The sequence below is a fragment of the Serratia sp. BNK-10 genome, assembly GCF_047456065.1.
In the GTDB taxonomy this organism is placed as follows: Bacteria; Pseudomonadota; Gammaproteobacteria; order Enterobacterales; family Enterobacteriaceae; genus Serratia; species Serratia ureilytica.
The window spans coordinates 2,664,495-2,688,918 of sequence record NZ_CP179894.1 but is presented as its reverse complement, the minus strand read 5'-3'; the positions used below and the strand labels follow the sequence as shown (position 1 = coordinate 2,688,918).

The 24,424-nt window shown below is 58.5% G+C and carries 25 protein-coding genes; 16 read left to right on the top strand and 9 right to left on the bottom strand.

The window, feature by feature from the left end:
* Positions 1–12: 12 nt before the first annotated feature.
* Together znuB and znuC are read right to left on the bottom strand one after the other, a co-directional pair.
* Entirely contained in the window at positions 13–798 is a 786-nt protein-coding gene (gene znuB / locus ACMGG9_RS13065; protein ID WP_033643351.1) for a zinc ABC transporter permease subunit ZnuB, read from the bottom strand.
* A complete protein-coding gene (znuC, locus tag ACMGG9_RS13060; protein ID WP_004932357.1) occupies positions 795–1,553 on the bottom strand; it encodes a zinc ABC transporter ATP-binding protein ZnuC in 759 nt (252 codons plus the stop codon). Before znuC ends, znuB begins: the two co-directional genes overlap by 4 nt.
* Positions 1,554–1,631: 78 nt before the next feature.
* Between znuC and znuA the strand changes: the two genes are divergently transcribed.
* The 3 genes from znuA (at position 1,632) to lpxM (ending at position 5,038) form a co-directional block, all read left to right on the top strand.
* Entirely contained in the window at positions 1,632–2,576 is a 945-nt protein-coding gene (znuA, locus tag ACMGG9_RS13055) for a zinc ABC transporter substrate-binding protein ZnuA (protein ID WP_033644289.1), read from the top strand.
* A gap of 20 nt (positions 2,577–2,596) precedes the next feature.
* A complete protein-coding gene (mepM, locus tag ACMGG9_RS13050) occupies positions 2,597–3,919 on the top strand; it encodes a murein DD-endopeptidase MepM (RefSeq protein WP_033643350.1) in 1,323 nt (440 codons plus the stop codon).
* A 150-nt stretch (positions 3,920–4,069) separates the two neighbouring features.
* Positions 4,070–5,038, top strand: a complete 969-nt coding sequence (lpxM, locus tag ACMGG9_RS13045; protein ID WP_033650990.1) for a lauroyl-Kdo(2)-lipid IV(A) myristoyltransferase — start codon at positions 4,070–4,072, stop codon at positions 5,036–5,038.
* Between the two features lie 49 nt (positions 5,039–5,087).
* Here the strand turns inward: lpxM and ACMGG9_RS13040 are convergent, their stop codons facing one another.
* The 3 genes from ACMGG9_RS13040 to ACMGG9_RS13030 all read right to left on the bottom strand — a co-directional run bounded on the left by ACMGG9_RS13040 (position 5,088) and on the right by ACMGG9_RS13030 (position 8,559).
* Positions 5,088–5,969: a leucine-rich repeat domain-containing protein gene (locus tag ACMGG9_RS13040; protein WP_033650949.1), complete on the bottom strand. Its 882-nt coding sequence runs from the start codon at positions 5,967–5,969 to the stop codon at positions 5,088–5,090.
* A gap of 84 nt (positions 5,970–6,053) precedes the next feature.
* Positions 6,054–7,496, bottom strand: a complete 1,443-nt coding sequence (gene pyk, locus ACMGG9_RS13035) for a pyruvate kinase (protein ID WP_019452801.1) — start codon at positions 7,494–7,496, stop codon at positions 6,054–6,056.
* Positions 7,497–7,686: 190 nt separating this feature from the next.
* A complete protein-coding gene (locus ACMGG9_RS13030; protein ID WP_033643347.1) occupies positions 7,687–8,559 on the bottom strand; it encodes a MurR/RpiR family transcriptional regulator in 873 nt (290 codons plus the stop codon).
* 447 nt (positions 8,560–9,006) lie between these two features.
* On the opposite strand from ACMGG9_RS13030, the gene zwf reads away from it, so the two are divergent.
* From zwf to mdtI, 4 genes are all read left to right on the top strand, one after another.
* Positions 9,007–10,482, top strand: a complete 1,476-nt coding sequence (gene zwf, locus ACMGG9_RS13025) for a glucose-6-phosphate dehydrogenase (protein WP_033643346.1) — start codon at positions 9,007–9,009, stop codon at positions 10,480–10,482.
* Positions 10,483–10,636: 154 nt separating this feature from the next.
* Positions 10,637–11,278, top strand: a complete 642-nt coding sequence (locus tag ACMGG9_RS13020; RefSeq protein WP_046896732.1) for a bifunctional 4-hydroxy-2-oxoglutarate aldolase/2-dehydro-3-deoxy-phosphogluconate aldolase — start codon at positions 10,637–10,639, stop codon at positions 11,276–11,278.
* Between the two features lie 552 nt (positions 11,279–11,830).
* The gene (gene mdtJ / locus ACMGG9_RS13015) at positions 11,831–12,199 is read left to right on the top strand and encodes a multidrug/spermidine efflux SMR transporter subunit MdtJ (protein ID WP_004932327.1); all 369 of its coding nucleotides are present in this window, start codon (positions 11,831–11,833) and stop codon (positions 12,197–12,199) included.
* Positions 12,186–12,515, top strand: coding sequence for a multidrug/spermidine efflux SMR transporter subunit MdtI (gene mdtI, locus ACMGG9_RS13010; protein ID WP_016927446.1), 330 nt, complete (start codon positions 12,186–12,188; stop codon positions 12,513–12,515). The genes mdtJ and mdtI overlap by 14 nt, the downstream gene beginning before the upstream one ends.
* 61 nt (positions 12,516–12,576) lie before the next feature.
* Here mdtI and ACMGG9_RS13005 read toward each other — a convergent pair whose 3' ends face one another.
* Positions 12,577–12,921 carry a RidA family protein gene (locus ACMGG9_RS13005; protein WP_004932322.1) on the bottom strand — a complete coding sequence of 115 codons (345 nt, stop codon included), beginning with the start codon at positions 12,919–12,921 and terminating at the stop codon, positions 12,577–12,579.
* 133 nt (positions 12,922–13,054) lie between these two features.
* On the opposite strand from ACMGG9_RS13005, the gene ACMGG9_RS13000 reads away from it, so the two are divergent.
* The 5 genes from ACMGG9_RS13000 to rnd all read left to right on the top strand — a co-directional run bounded on the left by ACMGG9_RS13000 (position 13,055) and on the right by rnd (position 19,545).
* Complete coding sequence (locus tag ACMGG9_RS13000) at positions 13,055–14,971, top strand: ATP-dependent DNA helicase (RefSeq protein ID WP_004932318.1); 1,917 nt, start codon at positions 13,055–13,057, stop codon at positions 14,969–14,971.
* 79 nt (positions 14,972–15,050) lie between these two features.
* Positions 15,051–15,752, top strand: a complete 702-nt coding sequence (gene tsaB, locus ACMGG9_RS12995) for a tRNA (adenosine(37)-N6)-threonylcarbamoyltransferase complex dimerization subunit type 1 TsaB (protein WP_033650950.1) — start codon at positions 15,051–15,053, stop codon at positions 15,750–15,752.
* 101 nt (positions 15,753–15,853) lie between these two features.
* On the top strand, positions 15,854–16,444 hold the full coding sequence (locus tag ACMGG9_RS12990; protein ID WP_021503867.1) for a Slp family lipoprotein: 591 nt from the start codon (positions 15,854–15,856) through the stop codon (positions 16,442–16,444).
* Between the two features lie 209 nt (positions 16,445–16,653).
* A complete protein-coding gene (fadD, locus tag ACMGG9_RS12985) occupies positions 16,654–18,342 on the top strand; it encodes a long-chain-fatty-acid--CoA ligase FadD (RefSeq protein ID WP_033643344.1) in 1,689 nt (562 codons plus the stop codon).
* An 81-nt stretch (positions 18,343–18,423) separates the two neighbouring features.
* The gene (rnd, locus tag ACMGG9_RS12980) at positions 18,424–19,545 is read left to right on the top strand and encodes a ribonuclease D (RefSeq protein ID WP_033650951.1); all 1,122 of its coding nucleotides are present in this window, start codon (positions 18,424–18,426) and stop codon (positions 19,543–19,545) included.
* 237 nt (positions 19,546–19,782) lie between these two features.
* Here rnd and minE read toward each other — a convergent pair whose 3' ends face one another.
* From minE to minC, 3 genes are read right to left on the bottom strand one after another with little or no spacing between them, the layout of a single operon-like run.
* Positions 19,783–20,052 (bottom strand): cell division topological specificity factor MinE, encoded by a 270-nt coding sequence (minE, locus tag ACMGG9_RS12975; RefSeq protein ID WP_004932303.1) that lies wholly within the window; start codon positions 20,050–20,052, stop codon positions 19,783–19,785.
* A gap of 3 nt (positions 20,053–20,055) precedes the next feature.
* Complete coding sequence (minD, locus tag ACMGG9_RS12970) at positions 20,056–20,868, bottom strand: septum site-determining protein MinD (protein WP_004932300.1); 813 nt, start codon at positions 20,866–20,868, stop codon at positions 20,056–20,058.
* Between the two features lie 25 nt (positions 20,869–20,893).
* Positions 20,894–21,589, bottom strand: coding sequence for a septum site-determining protein MinC (gene minC, locus ACMGG9_RS12965; RefSeq protein ID WP_033650952.1), 696 nt, complete (start codon positions 21,587–21,589; stop codon positions 20,894–20,896).
* A gap of 136 nt (positions 21,590–21,725) precedes the next feature.
* Between minC and ACMGG9_RS12960 the strand changes: the two genes are divergently transcribed.
* From ACMGG9_RS12960 to ACMGG9_RS12945, 4 genes are all read left to right on the top strand, one after another.
* Positions 21,726–21,998: a YcgL domain-containing protein gene (locus tag ACMGG9_RS12960; protein ID WP_033643340.1), complete on the top strand. Its 273-nt coding sequence runs from the start codon at positions 21,726–21,728 to the stop codon at positions 21,996–21,998.
* 28 nt (positions 21,999–22,026) lie between these two features.
* Positions 22,027–23,049, top strand: a complete 1,023-nt coding sequence (locus ACMGG9_RS12955) for a lytic transglycosylase domain-containing protein (RefSeq protein WP_089192611.1) — start codon at positions 22,027–22,029, stop codon at positions 23,047–23,049.
* 58 nt (positions 23,050–23,107) lie between these two features.
* Positions 23,108–23,764, top strand: coding sequence for a fumarylacetoacetate hydrolase family protein (locus ACMGG9_RS12950; protein ID WP_033643338.1), 657 nt, complete (start codon positions 23,108–23,110; stop codon positions 23,762–23,764).
* A gap of 123 nt (positions 23,765–23,887) precedes the next feature.
* Entirely contained in the window at positions 23,888–24,334 is a 447-nt protein-coding gene (locus tag ACMGG9_RS12945; RefSeq protein ID WP_025159803.1) for a YcgN family cysteine cluster protein, read from the top strand.
* Positions 24,335–24,424: the final 90 nt, after the last annotated feature.

The window sequence follows — 24,424 nt, the reverse complement described above, 5'->3', positions numbered from 1 at the left end:
TCCCGGTTTTAATCAAGCCTGCTGTTTTTTAAACAGGCTCAGCGTGAACAGCACGGCGGCGCAGAGCACCACCGAAGGGCCGGCAGGCGTATCGTAAAACGCCGAGAAGGTCAGGCCACCGGTAACCGCCACCATCCCGAGCAGCACCGCGATGCCCGCCATCTGCTCCGGCGTGCGCGCGAAGCGGCGAGCGGTGGCCGCCGGGATGATCAGCAGCGAGGTGATGATCAGCGCGCCGACGAATTTCATCGCCAGACCGATGGTCAAGGCGGTGACCAGCATCAGCACGGTGCGCGCCCGCGCCAGATTGACGCCGTCGACGTGCGCCAGCTCAGGGCTGATGGTCATCGACAGCAGATCGCGCCATTGCCACCACAACACCAATAGCACCACGGCGACGCCGCCGGCGATCATCACGATGTCGCTCAGCGTGACCGACAGCAGATCGCCGAACAGATAGGCCATCAGATCGACCCGCACGTTGGACATCAGCGCCACCACCACCAGCCCCAGCGACAGCGCGCTGTGGGCCAGAATGCCGAGCAGCGTATCCACCGAGAGCTGCGGGCGGCGCTCCAGCCACACCAGGGCCAGGGCCAGCAGCAGCGTAATGGCGATCACTGCATAGAAAGGATTGATGTCCAGCAGCAGACCGAAGGCGACGCCGAGCAGCGAGGCGTGCGCCAGGGTATCGCCGAAGTAGGACATGCGGCGCCAGACCACGAAGGAGCCCAGCGGCCCGGCGGCGCCGGCCAACAACACCCCGGCCAGCCAGCCGGGAAGTAACAATTCGATCATGCTTCGCGGCTCCCGGTTTTCTTCAAGACAATTCTTCCCTGCAGGTCGTGACGGTGGTTGTGATGGTGGCGATACACCGCCAGCTGCTCTGCGCCGCGGTTGCCGAACATGGCGATGAATTCGGGATGCATCGAGACCACCTCCGGCGCGCCGGAGCAGCAGATGTGCTGATTGAGGCACAACACCTCGTCGGTTTTCGCCATCACCAGATGCAGATCGTGCGAGACCATCAGCACGGCGCACCCCAGCTCCTTGCGCAGCTGATCGATCAGATCGTACAGCGCCAGTTGGCCATTGACGTCCACCCCTTGCGTGGGTTCGTCCAGCACCAGCAGCTGCGGTTTATTCAGCAGCGCTCGCGCCAGCAGCACGCGCTGGTTTTCGCCGCCGGAGAGCTTTTGCATGGGCTGGTCGAGCAGGTGGGCGGCGTGCACGCGTTTGAGCGCCGGCAGAATGTCGGCTTTCTTTACGCCCGGCTTCAGGCGCATAAAGCGGCTGACGGTCAATGGCAGGGTAGCGTCGAGGTGCAGCTTTTGCGGCACGTAGCCGATGCGCAGATCGGGCTCACGCTCCAGCGTGCCGGCGGTCGGTTTTACCAATCCCAGCACTACGCGCACCAGCGTGGATTTACCCGCGCCGTTCGGGCCCAGCAGGGTGAGAATACGGCCGGGCTGCAGGCTGAGGGAAATATTCGACAGCACCTTGCGGCTGCCGAAGGCGACGGAGATATTTTTTAGCGTTATCAGTGTAGACATCTCGAGATTACAGGTTGCAGAACGAAGCGAATGTTATAATATCACGCCTTGTTGATGAAAACGATGGGATTACTGATGATGGCACAGAAAAATAAATGGCTGCAGCGCACGCTGCTGGCCAGCGCACTCGTGATGGCCGGCCCGCTGAGCAGCGCTTCCGCGGCGGTGGTGACGACGATTCGTCCGCTGGGCTTTATCGCTTCGGCTATCGCCGACGGCGTGACGCCGACCGAGGTGCTGCTGCCGGATGGCGCTTCGCCGCACGACTTCGCGCTGCGGCCTTCCGATATTCAGCGTTTGCGTTCTGCCGACCTGGTGCTGTGGGTCGGACCGGATATGGAAGCGTTCCTGACCAAGGCGCTGGTGCCTATCTCGGCAACCCGCAAACTCGCCATCAGCGAACTGCCCGCGGTGAAGCCACTGCTGATGAAAGGCGAAGATGACGACGATCATGATCATGCAGGCGAGGCGCATAACCATGCTGATGACGATCATGGGCATCATCACGGCGAGTACAATATGCACGTTTGGCTGTCGCCGGAGGTGGCAAAAGTGACCGCGATCGCGATTCACGACAGATTGTTGGAACTTATGCCGCAAAATAAGGACAAATTAGACGCAAACCTGCGCCAGTTCGAGAATCTGCTGACGCAAACTGACAAAAATGTTGGTAACATGCTTACGCCTGTGCAAGGTAAGGGTTATTTTGTTTTTCATGATGCTTACGGCTACTTTGAGAAACACTACGGTTTGAGTCCGCTGGGCCATTTTACCGTCAATCCCGAAATTCAGCCTGGAGCACAGCGCCTACACCAAATTCGAACACAGTTGGTTGAGCAGAAAGCGGTATGCGTTTTTGCTGAGCCACAATTCAGGCCGGCCGTAATCAATGCCGTCGCCAAGGGTACCACTGTGCGTTCCGGAACGCTGGACCCGCTGGGCATCGGCATCGCGCTGGGGAAGGACAGCTACGGGAAATTCCTGACACAGTTGTCAAGCCAGTACGTGAGCTGCCTGAAGTAAGCTTATGAGGATAATATCGAGTGCAGCAGATAGTCCGAACTATCGCTCTGGCGTATAACAACCTGCCACGGCCCCACCGCGTCATGCTGGGGTCGCTGACAGTCGTCACATTGGCCGTCGCTGTTTGGCGGCCTTTTGTTTACCACCCAGAACACAATCCCATCGCCAAGAGCGTCGAGTTAGAATCCAGCCAGTTGCGGTCATTGCTCCCCGAAGCCAGTGAACCGATAGATGCCGACCAACCCACCCCCGATGACGAAATCCCGCAGGATGAGCTGGACCAGAAGGATGCCGGCGATGATGGCGTGCATGAATATGTGGTTTCCACCGGCGATACCCTCGGCAGCATTCTGACGCAGTACGGCATCGATATGTCGGATGTCACGCTGCTGGCTTCGCAAAACCGCGATCTGCGCAACCTGAAGATCGGCCAACAGCTGTCGTGGACCGTGAACGAAGCGGGCGATCTGCAGCAGTTGACCTGGGAAGTTTCTCGTCGCGAAACCCGCACCTACGATCGCGTCGGCAACAGCTTCAAAGAGTCGAAAGAGGCGCAGCAGGGCGAATGGCGCAACAACGTGATCAGCGGCCGCGTTAACGGCAGCTTCGTCAGCAGCGCCGGCGACGCCGGGTTGAGCCGTAACGAAATCAATGCGGTGATCAAGGCGCTGCAATGGCAGCTCGATTTCCGCAAACTGCGCAAGGGCGATCAGTTCTCCGTGCTGATGTCGCGCGAACATTTCGACGGCAAGAAATCGCAAAGCCAACTGTTGGGCGTGCGTCTGCGCACGGGCGGCAAAGATTACTATGCGATCCGCGCCGAGGACGGCAAGTTCTACGACCGCCAAGGCTCGGGCCTGGCACGCGGCTTCATGCGTTTCCCAACCATGAAACAGTTCCGCATCTCCTCCAACTTCAACCCGCGCCGGGTGAACCCGGTGACCGGCCGCGTGGCGCCGCACAAAGGCGTCGATTTTGCCATGCCGGTCGGCACGCCGGTGCTGGCGGTCGGCGACGGCGAGGTAGTGATCGCCAAGCGCAGCGGCGCAGCGGGCAACTATGTGGCGATCCGCCACGGCCGCCAATACACCACGCGCTACATGCACCTGAAAAAGCTGCTGGTGAAACCGGGCCAGAAGGTGAAGCGTGGCGATCGCATAGCGCTCTCCGGCAACACCGGCCGTTCCACCGGGCCACATCTGCACTTTGAACTGTGGACCGGTCAACAGGCGGTGAACCCGCTGACGGCCAAGCTGCCGCGTTCCGAAGGCCTGAGCGGCAAAGACCGCAGCGATTATCTGGCGCAGGTGAAGGAAGTGGTTCCTCAGCTGCAACTAGATTAACGTCCCCCTTATTCCGGCGCTCCGGCGCCGTTAATTTCATCGGCCTGATTGCGGGCCGATGCTGTTTTATCTGGGCGGTTCGCGGTTGTTAATTGCAAAATTGGTGATGGCAATTATGATTAGCCGAATTGCTAAGCGAAGAGCATGTGCATGCAAAACGAGAAGAAATCGAACGTAGAGTTCATCCCGCAGTTTCAAAAAGCCTTTTTATACCCGCGCTACTGGGGCGTGTGGCTGGGAACCGGCCTGATGGCCGGCGTTTCGCTGGTGCCTGCGCGCCTGCGCGATCCGGTGCTAGGGGCGATCGGCACACTGGCCGGCAAGCTGGCGAAAGGGGCGCGTCGTCGTGCCCGCATCAACCTGCTGTATTGCTTGCCGGAATTGCCGGAAAGCGAGCGTGAGCACATTATCGACCAGATGTTCGCCTGTGCGCCGCAGTCGATGGTGCTGATGGCGGAACTGGCCTGCACCAAACCGGAAAAAGTGCTCCAGCGCGTGCGTTGGCACGGTGAAGAGGTGTTGGACAAGATCCGCGCGGAAGGGCGCAACGTGATTTTCCTGGTGCCACATGGCTGGGCGGTGGATGTGCCGGCGATGTTGATGGCCGCGCGCGGTCAACCGATGGCGGCGATGTTCCACAATCAGCGCAATCAGCTGATCGACTACCTGTGGAATGCCGTGCGTCGTAAATTCGGCGGCCGCATGCACGCGCGCAATGACGGCATCAAACCGTTTATCAGTTCGGTTCGCCAGGGATATTGGGGTTACTATCTGCCCGATCAGGATCACGGCGCTGAGCACAGTGAGTTTGTCGACTTCTTCGCCACCTATAAGGCGACGTTGCCGGCGGTCGGGCGGTTGATGAAAGTGTGTCGTGCGGCGATCGTGCCGTTGTTCCCGGTGTATGACGGCAAAACCAGCATGCTGGATATTTATATTCGCGAGCCGATGGACGATCTGGCCGAAGCGGACGATCCGCGCATTGCCCGCCGCATGAACGAAGAGGTGGAGAATCTGGTGGGCCCGAATCCGGAGCAGTACACCTGGATCCTCAAACTGTTGAAGACGCGCAAGGAAGGGGAGATTGAACCCTACTCGCGCGATGATCTGTATCGTTAATCCTATCTACCGCTAACGCCGGTCGGGCCACACCCTGGCCGGCGTCACTTCAGATGTGCACCATACAGCCGCGCGCCCGCAGGATCTCAATGACGTTGGGCGTGTGGGTGAAATCATTCCAGCGTAGATCCAGCTTGCGCAGCCGGCTCAGTTCACCGAGGCTTTCCGGCAGATCGCTCAGGCGGTTGGCGCGCAGATCCAGACTTCTCAGCGCCGTGAGCTCACCGATATTTTCCGGCAGGCGCGTCAGTTGATTAAAACGCAGGTTCAGCTCGCTCAATCGCGGCAGGCGGCAGAAGGCTGCCGGCAGTTCGGTGATGGCATTGTTGGCCGCATCGAGTATTTCAAGCTCGCCGAGCAGAGCCATTTCCGCCGGCAGCGTGGTCAGGGCATTTTTCATGATATGCAACTCGCGCAGCGCGCGCAGTTGCCCGATTTCGCCGGGCAGGCTGCGGATGCGATTGTTGTATAAACGCAGCTCCTGCAACGCCGCCAGCCTCGGTATTGCCTGCGGCAAGGCGGTCAGCTGGTTATCGGTCGCGTTGAGGTAAACCAACTGCTGCAGTTGCGCCAGCGCACGTGGCAGGTCGCTAAAGCCGTTATCGCTCAGGTAGAGGTATTTCAGCCGGTGCAGTCGCCCCAATGTTTCAGGCAGTTCGCTCGCGCGGTTGTGACCAAAATCGAACATCTCGAGCTGTTGCAACTGACCAATCTCCGGCGGCAGACGGTCGAGCTGATTGCAAGAGATGTTCAGCACCCGCAGATTCTGGTGCCGGAATAGGGGAGTAGGGAAGGCCGTCAGCTGATTGTTGTACAGGCTGACCTTGCGCAGCGCGTGGCCGGCAAACAGCGATTCGTCGAGCTGCGTCAGGCCGCGTCCATCGAGCTCGAGCTCATCACAGGTCGAGGCGGGATTGTGCTGGTGGAGCATGGCGTTCTCCGTCGTAATGGCAGTGTCAGAGCAAAAAAAATGCCGGCCTAGGTGAGCCGGCCGGCATTTCGTCTGCGGCGTGAATTACTCGACGCGCAGGATACGGCTGGTATTGGTGGTGCCGACGGTTTCCATCACGTCGCCCTGGGTGACGATCACCAGATCGCCGGAGACCAGGAAGCCTTTGTCGCGCAGGCGATTGACGGCTTCGTTGGCGGCGATGACGCCGTCTTTGTGGCTGTCGAAATACACCGGCGTCACGCCGCGATACAGCGCGGTCAGGTTAAGCGTGTGCTCATGCCGCGACATGGCGAAGATCGGCAGGCCGGAGCTGATGCGTGACATCATCAGCGCGGTGCGGCCGGACTCGGTCATGGCGATCAGCGCGGTGACGCCTTTCAGGTGGTTGGCCGCATACATCGAAGACATGGCGATCGCCTCTTCGATATTGTCGAACTGCACGTCCAGACGATGTTTGGAAACGTTGATGCTCGGGATCTTCTCGGCGCCCAGACAAACGCGCGCCATCGCCGCCACGGTTTCCGCCGGGTATTGGCCGGCAGCGGTTTCCGCCGACAGCATGACGGCGTCGGTGCCGTCCAGCACGGCGTTGGCCACGTCCATGACTTCGGCGCGGGTCGGCATCGGGTTGGTGATCATCGACTCCATCATCTGAGTCGCGGTGATCACCGCGCGGTTCAGAGTACGGGCGCGGCGGATCAGTTTCTTCTGGATCCCGACCAGTTCCGGATCGCCGATTTCGACGCCCAGATCGCCGCGGGCGACCATCACCACGTCGGAGGCAAGAATGATGTCGTCCATCGCTTCGTCGCTGCAGACCGCTTCGGCGCGCTCAACCTTGGACACGATCTTGGCGTTGCAGCCTGCGTCGCGCGCCAGGCGGCGAGCATAGTTCAGGTCTTCACCGGTGCGCGGGAAGGAGACCGCCAGGTAGTCGACGCCGATCTTGGCGGCGGTGACGATGTCCGCCTTGTCTTTTTCGGTCAGCGCTTCGGCCGACAGGCCGCCGCCGAGTTTGTTGATGCCCTTGTTGTTGGACAACGGGCCGCCAACGGTGACTTCGGTAAACACTTTCATGCCCTGAACTTCGAGCACTTTCAGCTGAACGCGGCCGTCGTCGAGCAGCAAGACGTCGCCCGGCACGACGTCGGCAGGCAGGCCTTTATAGTCGATACCGACTTTTTCTTTATCGCCTTCGCCTTTTGACAGGTTGGCGTCCAGCAGGAATTTATCGCCCACGTTGAGGAAGATTTTGCCTTCCTTGAAGGTGGAAACGCGGATTTTCGGCCCTTGCAGATCGCCAAGGATAGCGACGTGACGTCCCAGTTTGGCAGCGATTTCGCGAACTTTGTCTGCGCGAGCCTGGTGATCTTCCGGGCTGCCGTGGGAGAAGTTAAGCCGAACTACGTTGGCGCCGGCGGCAATGATCTTTTCCAGATTATTGTCGCGGTCTGTAGCCGGACCCAGGGTGGTAACGATTTTGGTTCTTCTGAGCCGTCTGGACATGTATTACTCCGTTGACTGGTGAAGCAAATATTGGTGTTGCGATAACGTCGGATAACGAAACCAGGCGTGAAATGTAATTTTACAACACTGATATTTCACCCGGGTTACCCGCATGAGCGTATTAACAGGGTACAGCCTCTGATGTCGCCATTCAAATGTCTGTTGAACGGCGACTTTTTTCTTCGTCGGGTTACGAGTCAAAACTGTTGGGAATGACTACGCCTTTATCAAAGCGCGATTCTTTGAGCGCTTCTTTGACCCGCTTCAAGTTATCTCTGAATTTAGCCCCTCTGCGCAAGGTAAATCCGGTGGCGAGCACGTCAATGAGCGTTAATTGCGCGATCCGCGACACCATCGGCATGTAAACGTCGGTGTCTTCAGGCACGTCGAGCAGCAACGCGAGGGTCGCCGCCTGGGCGAGCGGGGTGTCGCGCGAGGTGATAGCCAGTACCGTGGCGTCGTTTTCTCGCGCCAGGTGGGCCATTTCCACCAGGTTCTTGGTGCGGCCGGTGTGAGAGATCAACACCACCACGTCGCCCTCGCCGGAGTTCATGCAGCTCATGCGCTGCATGACGATGTCATCGAAGTAGACCACCGGAATATTGAAGCGGAAAAATTTGTTCATCGCGTCGTGGGCCACGGCGGCGGAGGCGCCCAGACCGAAGAAAGAGATCTTTTTTGCCTGGGTGAGCAGGTCAACCGCACGATTGATTGCGGCAATATCCAAATTTGCCTTTACTGTATCCAGGCTGGCCATCACCGATTCGAAGATCTTGCTGGTGTAGGAATCGACGCTGTCATCCTCCTCGACGTTGCGGTTCACGTAGGGCGTGCCGTTAGCCAGGCTTTGGGCGAGATGCAGTTTGAAGTCGGGAAAGCCTTTGGTATCAAGGCGACGGCAAAAACGGTTGACGGTGGGTTCGCTGACGTCGGCCATGCGCGCCAGCGTGGCGATGCTGGAGTGAATGGCGGTCTGCGGGGAGGCCAGGATCACCTCGGCGACTTTCCTTTCAGATTTGCTCAGGAGCTCCAGATGGCTCTGGATTTTGTCCAGCGTATTCATATAACGAGAGTCACTCATGGTTTTATCCCTGTGGCTTTCAAGCAACAGCGCCGAATTTCGCCCGTGTTCGCCGTGCAAGCAGACGCCAAACGAGCGGCTGTAACCTGAAATCGATAGGGTATGTCGATTGCAAACAAAGGAGAAATCAATGCCGGTTTAGTGAAAATATACTACGTGCTGGTAACCGTTGGCAGTCTCGACAGGGCGTATGCAGGCTTTTTTCACCAGAATATGACCTGTGTCTAACTTTCATAATGGTAACAGAGCGTCAAAAAAGACGAAAAATTACAGTTTTGCCCGCCTGTGAGGGCGCCGGCGCGCAGTGGCGCTACCACTGAGATCTTAACGTCTTTTTTCTGCTTCTGCGCCGGGTTTGCTGGCCGTAGTCAAACAGAGTACATTAGTAATGTAAGAAAATTACAAATATCCTGCAACGAGGAGATGAACATGGCGGTAACCTCTACAGCCCAGGCGTGTGACCTGGTTATTTTCGGCGCGAAAGGTGATTTGGCGCGCCGTAAGCTGCTGCCTTCCCTGTACCAGTTAGAGAAAGCCGGACACATCCACCCGGATACGCGGATCATCGGCGTCGGCCGCGCGGAGTGGGATAAAAAAGCCTATACCGAAGTGGTCAAGGAAGCGCTTGGCACCTTCATGAAGGAAAAGCTGGATGACGAACTCTGGGCCACGCTGAGCGCGCGCCTGGACTTCTGCAATCTGGACGTCAACGACAGCAAGAACTTTACCAAACTCGGTAAAATGCTGGATCAGAAGCATCGCACCACCATCAACTACTTCGCCATGCCGCCAAGCACCTTCGGCGCCATCTGCAAAGGGTTGGGCGAAGCCAAGCTGAACCATGAGCCGGCGCGCGTGGTGATGGAGAAACCGTTGGGCACCGATCTGGCGTCCTCCCGCGTGATCAACGATCAGGTGGCGGAGTTCTTCAACGAGTCCCAGGTCTACCGCATCGACCACTACCTCGGCAAAGAGACGGTGTTGAACCTGTTGGCGCTGCGTTTCGCCAACTCGCTGTTCGCGTCCAACTGGGACAACCGCACCATCGATTCGGTGCAGATCACCGTGGCGGAAGAGGTGGGCATCGAAGGGCGCTGGGGCTACTTCGATCAGGCCGGCCAGATGCGCGACATGATCCAGAACCACCTGCTGCAGATCCTGACCATGATCGCCATGTCGCCGCCGGCGGATCTGACCACCGACCGCATCCGCGACGAGAAGGTGAAGGTGCTGCGTTCGCTGCGCCGCATCGATCAGACCAATGTACGGGAAACCACCGTGCGCGGTCAGTACACCGCCGGTTTCGTTCAGGGTAAGAAAGTGCCGGGGTATCTGGAAGAAGAAGGGGCGAACAAGAGCAGCAGCACCGAGACCTTCGTTTCCATCCGCGTGGACATCGACAACTGGCAGTGGGCCGGGGTGCCGTTCTATCTGCGTACCGGTAAACGTCTGCCGACCAAATGCTCGGAAGTGGTGGTGTACTTCAAGAATCCGCCGCTTAACCTGTTCAGCGACTCTTATCAGCAGCTGCCGCAAAACAAGCTGACCATTCGTTTGCAACCGGACGAAGGCATCGAGATTCAGGTGTTGAACAAGGTGCCGGGGCTGGATCACAAGCACCGCCTGCAGACTACCAAGCTGGATCTGAGTTTCTCGGAAACCTTCAACCAGGAGCACGTGGCGGACGCCTACGAGCGCCTGCTGCTGGAGACCATGCGGGGCATTCAGGCGCTGTTCGTGCGCCGTGACGAAGTGGAAGAGGCCTGGAAGTGGGTCGACTCCATCATGGACGCGTGGAAAGCCGACAACGAAGCGCCTAAGCCTTATCAGGCGGGCACCTGGGGGCCGGTGGCCTCGGTGGCGATGATCACCCGCGACGGCCGTTCCTGGAACGAGTTCGAGTAATGCGCAATGCCGGCAGCCCGTCTGCCGGCTTTTTTTTGCCTGCGATCTGCGCGTGGGCCACATCACTTACGGTACGGCCGGACGTTCGCGCGTTTGCGCGGAGCCCTGTGGCAGGGGCGTGCCATTGTTAACCGCGAGTAATGGAGAAAGAATGATGAAAAACTGGAAAACCAGCGCTGAACAGATCCTGACGGCGGGGCCGGTGGTGCCTGTTATCGTGATCAACACGCTGGAACAGGCGGTGCCGCTGGCGAAAGCGTTGGTTGCCGGCGGCGTGCGGGTACTGGAGGTGACGCTGCGCACTGCCTGTGCGCTGGAGGCTATTCGCGCTATCGCCAAAGAGGTGCCGGAGGCGATCATCGGCGCCGGTACGGTGATCAATCCACAGCAGCTGCGGGAGGTGACCGAGGCCGGGGCGCAGTTCGCCATCAGCCCAGGGCTGACCGACGCTTTGCTGCAGGCGGCGACGGCGGGGTCAATCCCGTTGATCCCGGGCATCAGCACCGTCTCTGAACTGATGCTGGGCATGGATTACGGCCTGCGCGAATTCAAATTCTTCCCGGCGGAAGCCAACGGCGGCGTGAAGGCGCTGCAGGCGATCGGTGGCCCGTTCCCGCAGGTGCGCTTTTGCCCGACCGGCGGCATTACGCCGAACAATTACCGCGATTATCTGGCGCTAAAAAGCGTGCTGTGCATCGGCGGCTCCTGGCTGGTGCCGGCCGATGCGCTCGAAAGCGGCGACTACGCGCGCATCACTGAACTGGCGCGCAGCGCCGTCAGCGGCGCCGCGTTGTAACCCGCGCCAGGCCTGGGGTTGGCGCTTATTTGCTCACCCGCGGATATCGCAAGGCTCAACGCTCCGTTGGGCCTTTTTTAATTTTTATCGCGATTAACTTTCTTATTTTTAACCCGTTTTTTTCTGCTTTTTTATGAAAACGGCAGTTTGCTTTCTTATTTTGGCTGTGGTAAAAATATCTCAGTTGAAAATTTTACTTTTATGAGGATATTGGGCAAATCGCACGGTGTGCGGCTGATAATAGAGAACTATTATGATGACTATTAACGGAACTACCCTCAGAACCTCTACGTGCCAACTCTTCCTGTCTGCGATCCTTGCCAGTGAGCATCACTGGTGCAGCGAGCTATAGCGTCTTTCTCCCTTAACCGGTGCTGGTAGCGGGCTTACGCCTTCGCTCTACCGTTCAGCCGGGCAAACATTCTTTTTGCGTTTGGGTCAGTTTATCCCCAGGGATCTCTGCGTCTTGCGCGCCGTACTGCGGCCGTTCGACGAGATAAATCGGGATAAATATGCCTTGGCGCGCGTTATTCGCCGTTTGGGAGAAAAATTATGATTTATTGGATCTTTTTAGGTTTGGCCATCATGACCGAAATCATCGGCACCTTGTCGATGAAATACGCCAGCGTCAATGGCGGCATGATCGGGCATATCGTGATGTACGTGATGATCACCGCGTCTTATGTGTTGCTGTCAGTAGCGGTAAAACGCGTGGCGTTGGGCGTGGCTTATGCGCTGTGGGAAGGTATCGGCATTCTGTTCATTACCCTGTTCAGCGTGCTGTGGTTCGACGAGCCCATTTCGGCGCTGAAGGTACTGGGTCTGGCTACGCTGATCGCCGGTATCATGTTGGTGAAATCCGGTACCCGCAAAGAGCGAAAACAGGTCAGCCCGCGAGGTGACAACCATGCAACAGTTTGAGTTGTACCACATTGGGTTCCTGGGATTGGCCATCGTGCTGGAAATCATCGCCAACATCTTCCTGAAGATGTCGGACGGTTTCCGTAAAATTTGGCTGGGATTGCTGTCGCTGCTGTCGGTACTCGGTGCGTTCAGCGCCCTGGCGCAGGCGGTTAAGGGCATCGATCTGTCAATCGCTTACGCGTTGTGGGGCGGTTTCGGCATCGCCGCCACCATCGCCGCAGGCTGGATCATGTTCGGCCAGCGGTTGAACGCCAAAGGCTGGATTGGCCTGGCGCTGCTGTTGACGGGGATGGTGATCCTCAAACTGTCCTGATAGCGGGCAATAAAAAACCGCAGGCGTTGCCGTCTGCGGTTTTTTTTCGTCTGCGCGTGGCTTACAGCGCGGCGATGATTTTGATTTCCACCTTGTACTTCGGATTCATCAGCTGAGCCTGCACGGTGCAGCGCACCGGCGCGCTGCCGGCGACGACCCAGGCGTCCCAGGCGGCGTTCATCGCGGCGAAGTCGGCGGTATTGGCCAGGAAGATGGTGGCATCCAGAATACGGCTTTTGTCCGACCCTACACGTTCCAGCAGCACGTCGATGGCGGCAAGGGCGTTGGCGGTCTGCGCGGTCGCGTCATCGTCCAGATTCTCCGGCACGCTGGTGTAGTAAACGGTCTCGTTGTGCACCACGGCTTCGGACCAGCGCTGATCGGGATCAATTCTTTCGATATTCATTTGCTTATCTCCATATCATAGTCCCGCTAAGGGTAGCACAGCCGGTGATGAAAAAGCGCGGCGATAAAGTGGGTGGTAGCCGGGCGGCAGGCTTGGCATAATCACCGCTGAATGACACCGGCAGAGAGACAGCGTGACAGACGATTTTGCAACAGACGGCGCATTGGCGCAGGCTATCAAGGGATTCAAACCGCGTGAGCCGCAGCGGCAGATGGCGCAAGCCGTTACCGAAGCGATCAATTTCAAGCAGGAACTGGTGGTGGAAGCCGGCACCGGCACCGGCAAAACCTTCGCTTATCTGGCGCCGGCGCTGCGTGCCGATCGCAAAGTGATCATCTCCACCGGTTCGAAAGCGCTGCAGGATCAGCTGTATGCGCGCGATCTGCCCACCGTCGCCAAGGCGCTGAAGTACAAAGGCAAGCTGGCGCTGCTGAAGGGGCGCTCCAACTACCTGTGTCTGGAGCGTCTTGAGCAACAGTCGATGGCCGGCGGGGAGCTGGCGGGGCAGACGTTGATCGATCTGGTGCAACTGCGCAAGTGGTCGTCGCAGACCAAAGAGGGTGATATCAGCACCTGCAGCGAAGTGGCGGAAGACAGCTTCGTCTGGCCATTGGTGACCAGCACCAATGACAACTGTCTCGGCAGCGACTGCCCGCTGTATCAGGATTGCTTCGTGGTCAAAGCGCGCCGCCGCGCGATGGATGCGGATGTGGTGGTGGTGAACCATCACCTGTTCCTGGCGGATATGGTGGTGAAAGAGGGCGGCTTCGCCGAGCTGATCCCGGAAGCCGAGGTGATGATTTTCGATGAGGCGCACCAAATTCCCGACATCGCCAGCCAGTATTTCGGCCAGCAGCTCACCAGCCGCCAACTGCTGGATCTGGCGAAGGACATCACCATCGCCTACCGCACCGAGGTGCGCGATGCCGCCCAACTGCAAAAAAGCGCCGACCGTCTCAGCCTGAGCACGCAAGATTTCCGTCTGAATCTGGGGGAGCCGGGTTTTCGCGGCAACCTGCGGGATGTGCTCGGCGAACCGAACGTGCAGCGCGCTTTGTTGCTGCTCGATGACGCGCTGGAGCTGTGTTATGACGTCATGAAACTGTCGCTGGGGCGTTCGGCGTTGCTGGACGCCGCCTTTGAGCGCGCCACGCTGTACCGCGCGCGTCTCAAACGCCTCAAGGCGGTGACGGAACCGGGCTACAGCTATTGGTATGAGTGCAATTCGCGCCACTTCGTGTTGGCGCTGACGCCGCTGACGGTGGCCGATCGTTTCCGCGAAATGCTGGACGAGAAGCCGGGCAGCTGGATCTTTACCTCGGCCACGCTGTCGGTCAACGATCAGTTGGGTCACTTCACCGAACGGCTGGGGCTGACCAAGGCCAAAACGCTGCTGTTGCCGAGCCCGTTCGACTATGCCAAACAGGCGTTGCTGTGCGTGCCGCGCTTTTTGCCTTCGCCGAATCAGCCCGGCGGGGCGCGCCAGCTGGCGCGCATGCTGCGCCCATTAATCGAAGCCAACAACGGCCGCTGCTTCTTCTTGTGCACATCGCACCAGATGATGCGCGAGCTGGCGGAAGAGTTCCGTGCCACGATGACGCTGCCGGTCTTATTGCAAGGGGAAACCAGCAAAGGGCAGCTGTTGGCACAGTTCGTCGCCGCCGGTAACGCGCTGTTGGTGGCGACCAGCAGCTTCTGGGAAGGGGTGGACGTGCGTGGCGATGCGCTGTCGTGCGTGATCATCGATAAGCTGCCGTTTACCTCACCGGACGATCCGCTGCTGAAGGCGCGCATTGAAGATTGTCGCCTGCGCGGCGGCGATCCGTTCAATGACGTGCAGTTGCCGGATGCGGTCATCACCCTGAAACAGGGGGTGGGCCGTTTGATCCGCGATACCGACGATCGCGGCGTGCTGGTGATCTGCGATAACCGTCTGGTGATGCGCCCTTATGGCGAGGTGTTCCTCAATAGCCTGCCGCCTACGCCGCGTACCCGCGATCTGAAGCAGGCGATCGCCTTCTTGCAGGCCGCTGATACGTCGGCCACGTGAAAGATGAAGGGCTTACGGGGCTGTGCTACAATGCGCGCCCTGTATGAAAAACCCAGTTTTATTCCCGCCAGAGGTTGGCATGTCCACGCGAATTTTAGCGATCGATACCGCGACGGAAGCCTGTTCCGTCGCCGTCTGGAATCAAGGCGAAATCCACGCCCTGTTTGAGCTGTGCCCACGCGAGCATACGCAACGTATTTTACCTATGGTGCAGCAGGTGCTGGCGGAATCCGGCCTGGCGCTCAACCAGCTCGATGCGCTGGCCTTCGGCCGCGGCCCCGGCAGTTTTACCGGGGTGCGCATCGGCATCGGCATCGCTCAGGGCCTGGCGCTGGGCGCCGATCTGCCGATGATCGGCGTTTCTACGCTGCAAACCATGGCGCAGGGCGCCTGGCGCGTCAGCGGCGCGGAGCGTGTGCTGGCGGCGATCGATGCGCGCATGGGCGAGGTTTACTGGGGGCAGTTCGAACGTCAGGCCGACGGCCGTTGGTTGGAAAGCGAAGGCGAGGCGGTGCTGTCGCCGGCGCAGGCGCTCGAGCGCACACAGCGCCTGCAGGGCGAATGGGCCCACGTCGGCACCGGCTGGCAAACCTACCCCGATCTGGTCAACGGTTCCACGCTGAGCGTGCGCGACGGCCAGATGCTGTTGCCGCAGGCGGAAGACATGCTGCCGCTGGCGCTGCACGCCTGGCAACAGGGGCTGGCGGTGGCGGTGGAAAACGCCGAGCCGACCTACCTGCGCAATGAAGTGACCTGGAAAAAACTGCCGGGCCGCGAGTAATCGCGGCGTTATTGTGCTGATGTTGATGCCGGGCGATGAAGGCCTGCAACTTGAACGCTGAAATGCGGTCAAAGTTACAGGCATTTCAGGAGATTGCGACCATGTTAATCCGCACTGCAAGTAAAAAGCTGTCGCTGCTGGCCGTCGCCTGCGGCGCGCTGGTTCTGACCGGGTGCGTCACCGTACCGGATGCGATCAAAGGCTCCAGCCCTTCGCCGGTGACTCAGCTTTCCTCGGTACAAAATGCACCGAACCTGTTTACCGGCGCGGAAGCCCGCTTCGGCGGCACCGTGGTGAACGTCGCCAACGAACAAGGGCGCACGCTGCTGGAGATCGCGGCGGTGCCGCTCGACAGCGGTGCGCGGCCGATACTGGGTGAACCGTCGAACGGCCGCTTGCTGGCCACGGTGAACGGCTTCCTCGAACCGGTCGATTTCAAAGGCCAACTGGTGACCGTCGTCGGCCCTATCACCGGCCTGAAAGAGGGGCGGATCGGCATGACGCCATATCGCTTCGTAACGATGAACGTGACCGGTTTCAAGCGCTGGCATCTGGTACAGCAGGTGGTGATGCCGCCTGCGCCGATGGGCCCTTGGGGCTGGCGCGGTGGCCCGTGGGGACCCGGCTGGGGCGCCGGCTATGGCTGGTACAACCCCGGCCCGGCACAGGTGCAAACCATCGTAACCGAGTAACATACGCTTGATGTGAACAAATTTGACAGGGCGGCTCAGGCCGCCCTTTTGTTTTTTGGGATAAGGAATATCCGACAATTAGTGACGTACATCGCAACCTGAGTAATGTTTAAAACCCGAACTGGTCTGCTGAGTTAAAATATTGTTATGGTTAGGCTGCGAGTTTGAGGGCTGCGATGATAATTAGTAATGATTTCAGGAGTAATACCTTGGATAAGGTCTGGTTAAAACGGTATCCGGCAGATGTGCCCGCAGAGATTGATGCCGATCGCTATTCGTCGTTGATCGAAATGTTTGAGCATGCCGTGCAGCGCTATGCCGATCAGCCCGCCTTTATCAATATGGGCGAGGTGATGACCTTCCGCAAACTGGAAGAACGCAGCCGGGCTTTCGCGGCTTACCTGCAAAATGAGCTGGGCCTGAAGAAGGGCGACCGCGTCGCGCTGATGATGCCTAACCTGTTGCAATATCCCATTGCCCTGTTCGGCATTCTGCGCGCCGGCATGGTGGTGGTCAACGTCAACCCGCTGTATACCCCGCGCGAGCTGGAGCACCAGTTGAATGACAGCGGCGCCAGTGCCATCGTCATCGTCTCCAACTTTGCCCATACGCTGGAAAAAGTGGTGTTCAACACCCAGGTCAAACACGTGATCCTGACGCGCATGGGCGATCAGCTGTCGGCCGCCAAGGGCACGTTGGTCAACTTCGTGGTCAAATACGTTAAGCGTCTGGTGCCGAAATACAATCTGCCGGACGCCATTTCCTTCCGCAGCGCGCTGCAGCGCGGCCGCCGTTTACAATATGTAAAACCGGACATCATTAATGCCGATCTGGCTTTCCTGCAATACACCGGCGGCACCACCGGGGTGGCGAAGGGGGCGATGCTGACGCACCGCAACATGCAGGCCAACCTTGAGCAGGCCAAGGCCGCCTATTCGCCGCTGTTCCGTGAAGGGCAGGAGCTGGTGGTGACGGCGCTGCCGCTGTATCACATTTTCGCGCTGACGGTGAACTGCCTGCTGTTTATCGATCTGGGCGGGCGCAATTTGCTGATCACCAACCCGCGTGACATTCCGGGGTTGGTGAAAGAATTGGGCAAATACCCGTTCACCGCCATGAGCGGGGTGAATACGCTGTTCAATGCGTTGCTGAATAACGAAGACTTCCACAAGCTCGATTTCTCTACGCTGCGTTTCTCGGTCGGCGGCGGCATGTCGGTGCAAAAATCGGTGGCCGAGAAGTGGGAGAAAACCACCGGCAAACACCTGCTGGAAGGTTACGGCCTGACGGAGTGCGCGCCGCTGGTGGCCGGCAACCCTTACGATCTTAAACACTACAGCGGCAGCATCGGTCTGCCGGTGCCGTCGACGGACATTCGGTTGGTGGACGACAACGGCCATGACGTGCCGCCGGGCGAGCCGGGCGAACTGTGGGTCAAAGGGCCGCAAGTTATGTTAGGCTATTGGCAGCGCCCGGATGCCACCGACGAAGTGCTGAAAGACGGCTGGCTGGCGACCGGTGATGTGGTGACCGTGGACGATCAGGGATTTGTGCGCATCGTCGACCGCAAGAAAGACATGATCCTGGTCTCGGGTTTCAACGTGTATCCGAACGAGATTGAAGATGTGGTCAGCCAGCACCCGAAAGTGCTGGAATGTGCGGCAATCGGCGTGCCCAGCGAGGCCTCCGGCGAAACGGTGAAGATCTGCGTGGTGAAGAAAGACGCCTCGCTGACCAAGGAAGAGCTGTTGACCCATTGCCGACGCCACCTGACCGGGTATAAAGTGCCTAAAATTGTTGAGTTCCGCGATGAACTGCCGAAGTCGAACGTCGGCAAGATTTTGCGGCGAGAATTGCGCGATGAGCAAAAAGCGCCTAAGCCGGCCGATGCCGCCTAGGTTTTGCTCTCGCGTCAGCCTATCAACAACGCCGGTGAATGCCGGCGTTGTTGTGTTTGAATCCTACAAGAGAATGATGTTTTGAATTATCAGTTGATCACTACCGATGCCGGATTGCAGCAGGTCTGCGAGCAGGCGAGAAAGCATGCCCAGGTTGCGCTGGACACCGAGTTTGTCAGAACGCGTACCTACTATCCGCAGCTGGGCCTGATCCAGCTTTACGACGGTGAACAACTCTCCCTTATCGATCCTCTGCCGATCAAGCACTGGCAACCGTTTGTCGAGCTGCTGGCCGACACCGCCGTGGTGAAGTTTCTGCATGCCGGCAGTGAAGATCTTGAAGTGTTTCTCAACGCCTTTAAAACGCTGCCGACGCCGATGATCGACACTCAGATCCTGGCGGCCTTTACCGGTCGGCCGCTCTCCTGCGGCTTTGCGACGCTGGTGGCGGAGTACATGAAGGTTGAACTGGACAAGAGCGAGTCGCGCACCGATTGGCTGGCGCGCCCGCTGACTGAAAGACAGTGCGTGTATGCGGCCGCCGACGTGTTCTACCTGCTGCCGATGGCCAAACAGCTGGTGCAGGAGACCGAAGAGGCCGGCTGGACCGCTGCGGCCAATAACGAGTGCTTGCTGCTGTGCCAACGCCGTAGCGAGGCGCTGGCGCCGGAAGTGGCCTATCGCGAAATCAGCAATGCCTGGCAGTTGCGCCCGCGTCAGCTGGGGTGTCTGCAGAAGTTGGCGGAATGGCGGTTGCGCCAGGCGCGCGAGCGCGATCTGGCGGTGAACTTCGTGGTTCGCGAGGAGAACCTGTGGCAGGTGGCGCGCTTTATGCCGTCTTCGCTGGGAGAACTGGATTCGCTGGGCCTGAGCGGGCCGGAGATCCGTTATCACGGCAAAACGCTGTTGGCGCTGGTGGCCGAAGCCGAAGCGCTGGAGGAGTCCGATTTGCCGGCGCCGTTGGCTAACCTTATCGATCAGCCGGGCTACAAGAAGGTGTTTAAGGACATCAAGGCCGCTATCGCCACCGTCAGCGAGCAAAGCGGGTTGAGCAGCGAGCTGCTGGCATCCCGTCGCCAAATTAACCAATTGTTGAACTGGCATTGGAAACTGAAGGACGGCGAGAGTCGCCCTGAATTAATCAGCGGCTGGCGCGGCGATTTATTAATGGCGCCGTTGCAGGACATCCTGAAAGATTATTAATCGCTGGTTATCACCAGGGCAGGGTAGGGAAACTCTGCTCGGGTGAATATAGGCAGGAAATAATGCGTTGAATGTAAATCTGGCCAGAATTTACTTTAAACGAGGTGGCGGCAAAGTTAATTGGGAATTGTCCCAAAGGGAAAAATCGATTTTTTGCTGCCGATAATGCTTAATAACTGGATGCACATACAGTTACCCCCTGCATAAAATATACAGGGGGTAATTAATGCGTCGCAATCATTTAGCTGCTTCTTCCGATTCCGGTAATGTCACGTTAAGTTCAAGTACCGAAATATCGTCCCCTTTCTGCTCGAACTGCACATGCAGCATTTCAGGATCGATCTGAATGTATTTGCAAATAACCGCCAGAATATCGCGTTTCAAATCAGGCAGATACGGGGGCTCACTGTCCCCGCGACGACGCTCTGCGACGATAATCTGCAGCCGTTCCTTGGCTATATTGGCTGTCTGTTTTTTGCGGGACAGAAAGAAGTCTAATAAGGCCATGGTTTATCCCCCAAAAAGGCGTTTCAGGAAACCCTTCTTCTCTTCTTCAATGAAGCGGAATGGGCGTTCTTCCCCCAACAAGCGGCAAACGGTATCGTCATACGCCTTACCGGCGTCTGACTCGGCATCCAGAATGACAGGCTCACCCTGGTTGGAAGCACGCAGTACGGACTGGTCTTCCGGGATCACACCCACCAGTGGAATGCGCAGGATTTCCAGCACGTCTTCCATGCTCAGCATGTCGCCACGGCTGACGCGGCCCGGGTTGTAACGGGTCAGCAGCAGGTGTTCCTTGATAGGCGATTCGCCTTTCTCGGCGCGGCGCGATTTGGAGGAAAGGATGCCCAGGATACGGTCGGAGTCGCGTACCGAAGAGACTTCCGGGTTGGTGGTGATGATAGCTTCGTCGGCGAAATACAGCGCCATCAGCGCACCGGTTTCGATACCGGCCGGTGAGTCGCACACCACGAAGTCAAAATCCATCTCGCCGAGATCGTTGAGGACTTTTTCAACGCCTTCACGGGTCAACGCGTCTTTGTCGCGTGTCTGCGAAGCCGGCAGGATATAGAGGTTTTCAGTGCGTTTGTCTTTGATCAACGCCTGATTCAGCGTGGCGTCGCCCTGAATCACGTTCACGAAATCATAAACTACCCGACGTTCGCAGCCCATGATCAGGTCAAGATTACGCAGGCCGATATCGAAATCGATCACGACGGTTTTCTTGCCTTTCTGGGCCAGGCCGGTAGCGATGGCCGCGCTCGAAGTGGTCTTGCCAACGCCCCCTTTACCCGATGTAACAACAATAATGCGTGCCATGAAATGGATTCCTTGTCAAAAGGGCTTAATTTAAAGGTTGTATGGTTAAAGCGTTATCCAACAGGCTGAGTCGTACGGCCTGCCCGACGTAATCGGACGGGATTTGGTCGCTCAACCAGTACTGCCCTGCGATAGAGACTAGCTCAGCCGCCAGGTGGGTGCAAAAAATCTGACATTGCGTGTCGCCTGACGCGCCTGCCAGCGCGCGACCGCGCATCATGCCATAGACATGAATGTTGCCGTCGGCAATCAGTTCGGCGCCGGCGCTGACGCTGCTGGTCACGATAAGATCGCAGTTGCGGGCGTAAATCTGTTGGCCGGAACGGACAGGGGTGCTGATGATACGCGTTTTGGCGGGGGCGTTATCCGCCACCACGGGCGCAGGTGCAGGCTCCGGCGCCGCCATTTTCTGGCCTCTGCCTTCGCTCAGCAACGGCAGCCCGGCACGGGCTATCGCGCGCTTTTGACGCTCATCTCTGCAACCGCTGATACCCACAACGCGCAGACCTGCCGCCGCGACAGCCTGTTGAAGTTCTTTCCAGTTCGCATCGCCATCCAGCGTTGCGACGTTGATAACAACAGGGGCGTTTTTCAGAAAAGCGGGCGCTTGCTCAACTTTTTCCTGTAACGCCTGGCGTATTACCTCGGGCTGCGAATTATGCAAATGAACAACCGATAGGGTAAAACTGCTGCCTTTTAGCTCAATTGGCGATTGTGACATCTATCCTGACTCAGTCTCAGCAACTTTAAATCCCCGGAATACCACTCGGGGTGCGATATTCCGATGTACTATAAGCATGTTATAGTCAGAGTTATATCCAGGCAAGACGCTCCCTCAATTAAATAGAGTTAAAAAAATGCTTTGTGTGATCTATAGAAGCCCGAAACGCGATCAAACTTATCTTTATGTCGAAAAAAAAGACGATTTCTCTCGTGTGCCGGAAGCGCTGATGAAAAGTTTCGGCGTACCGCAATTCGCCATGATGCTTTCACTCGATGAACGCAAGAAATTGGCCTCGGCGGATATCGAAAAGGTGAAACAGGCGCTGAAAGACGAAGGTTATTACCTGCAGTTCCCGCCGCCGGTGGAAAACCTGCTCAATCAGCATTTGGCGGGCGACAAGGCCTGAGACCGCCGCTACGGTCAGGGGAGGCATGATGACACGTTCGGCGAGAAGTACCGCGTTGGCCGTTTGGCTGGCGCTGGGCGGTGCGATGATGCCGGGCGCACCGCAGGCGGCGCAGGAGACGACGCTGGCCACCAGCGGGCGCGATCCGGCGCAGTTCCCGGCGTATGTCGAGCAACTGAAGCGCCGGGCGCGGGAACAGGGCATCAGTCAGGCCACCCTTGACCGCGCCTTTGCGCAAATCCATTTCGTCGATCGGGTGATCAAGGCCGATCGCAATCAGCCGGAGCAGAAGATCACTTTGGACGATTACCTGCGGCGGGTGATGTCGCCCGCCAAGGTGCGGCAGGGGCGCGAACTGTACCGGCAGCGCCATGCGCAATGGCTGCGCGCCAGCGAACGCTATCGGGTGCCGGGGCGCTATATCATCGCGCTGTGGGGCATGGAGAGCGCCTATGGCAAGATCCAGGGGCGGGAGGACGTGGTGTCCGCGCTGGCGACGCTGGCGTTCGAAGGGCGCCGCGAGGCCTTTTTCAGCCGGGAGCTGCTGGCGGCGTTGCAGATAGTCGAACAGGGGCACGTTGGCGATACGCCGCTCAAAGGGTCCTGGGCCGGCGCGATGGGGCAATGTCAGTTTATGCCAAGCTCCTTCCTGCGCTATGCGGCGGACGGCGACGGTGACGGGCGCATCGATATCTGGAATAACATTGACGACGTTTTCGCGTCCACGGCCAGCTACCTGTCCAAAGAGGGCTGGCAGCCCGGCATCGGTTGGGGGCGCGAGGTCAAACTGCCCGCCGGCTTCAATCGAGCCGAACTGGGCCTGAAAGACGCGCAGGCGCGCAGCGTCAACGACTGGCAGAAACGCGGCGTGCGCCGTGCGGATGGCCGCGCGTTGCCGCACGCCGTGCAGCGCGGTTGGATCATCGCGCCGGATGATCTGCAGGGGCGGACCTTCTTGGTCTATGATAATTTCCGCACCCTGATGCACTGGAATCGCTCTTACTATTTCGCTATCGCCGTGGGTATGATGGCAGACGCGATCGGGCATTGATCCGGCACACCAATAATCGGCTTGGCGCGCCAAGCCTCTACAGTTTGGGAGAAGCGGTATGTATCAACACAGAGACTGGCAGGGTTCGCTGCTCGATTTCCCTGTGAACAAGGTGGTCTGCGTCGGCAGCAACTACGCCGATCACATCAAGGAAATGGGCAGCGCGGTGTCCGTCGAGCCGGTGGTGTTCATCAAACCGGAAACGGCGTTATGCGATATCCGCCAGCCGGTGGCCATCCCTAAAGAGTTCGGTGCGGTGCATCATGAGGTAGAGCTGGCGGTACTGATCGGCACGCCGTTGAAGCAGGCCAACGAAGATCGCGTGGCGCGTGCGATTGCCGGTTACGGCGTGGCGCTCGATCTGACGCTGCGCGATCTGCAAGCCGGTTTTAAAAAGGCCGGTCAGCCGTGGGAAAAGGCCAAAGCCTTCGACGGGTCTTGTCCGATGTCAGGGTTTATCCCGGTGGCGGAATTCGGCGATCCGCAAAACGCCGAGCTGTCGTTGACCGTCAACGATCAACTGCGCCAGCAGGGCAATACGCGTGACATGATCACGCCGATCCTGCCGCTAATCAGCTACATGAGCCGTTTCTTCACGCTGCGCGCCGGCGACATCATCCTGACCGGCACGCCGCAGGGCGTAGGCCCGATGGCTTCCGGCGACATGCTGAAAATCAGTCTGAACGGTAAAGCGCTCAGCACCCGGGTGATCTGATCGCTTGTTCGCCGCCGGCATCGTCGGCGGCAAAACTTGCATCTCGCGGCTAAAATGTCTATATAGTGCCCCCTCGAACCTGTGCGCAGGTGAGTTATCCATTTACCGAAACCGGACGCTAACATGTCACAACTCGCTTTTTGGCAACAGAAAACGCTGGCGGAAATGTCAGAACAAGAGTGGGAATCGCTGTGCGACGGGTGCGGGCAATGCTGTTTGAATAAGCTGATCGACGAAGATACCGACGAGATTTATTTTACCAACGTAGCCTGCAACCAGCTCAACATCAAATCCTGCCAATGCCGTAACTACGAGCGGCGCTTCGAGCTGGAAGAGGACTGCATCAAATTGACGCGCGAAAACCTCACCACCTTCGATTGGTTGCCGCCGACCTGCGCCTATCGCCTGATCGGCGAAGGCAAGCCGCTGTTCCCCTGGCACCCGTTGCTGAGCGGCTCCAAGGCGGCGATGCACGGTGAGCGCATCACGGTGCGGCATATCGCGGTGCGCGAGAGTGAAGTGGTGGACTGGCAGGACCATATCCTCAACAAGCCGGACTGGGCCAGATAACGCCGGCCCCCTTGCGCAGCAAGACGCGTTTTCATGCAAGAGGGCGGCGTGTCAGGACACGCCGCCCTCTGCAATTGCGCTAACCAGCAG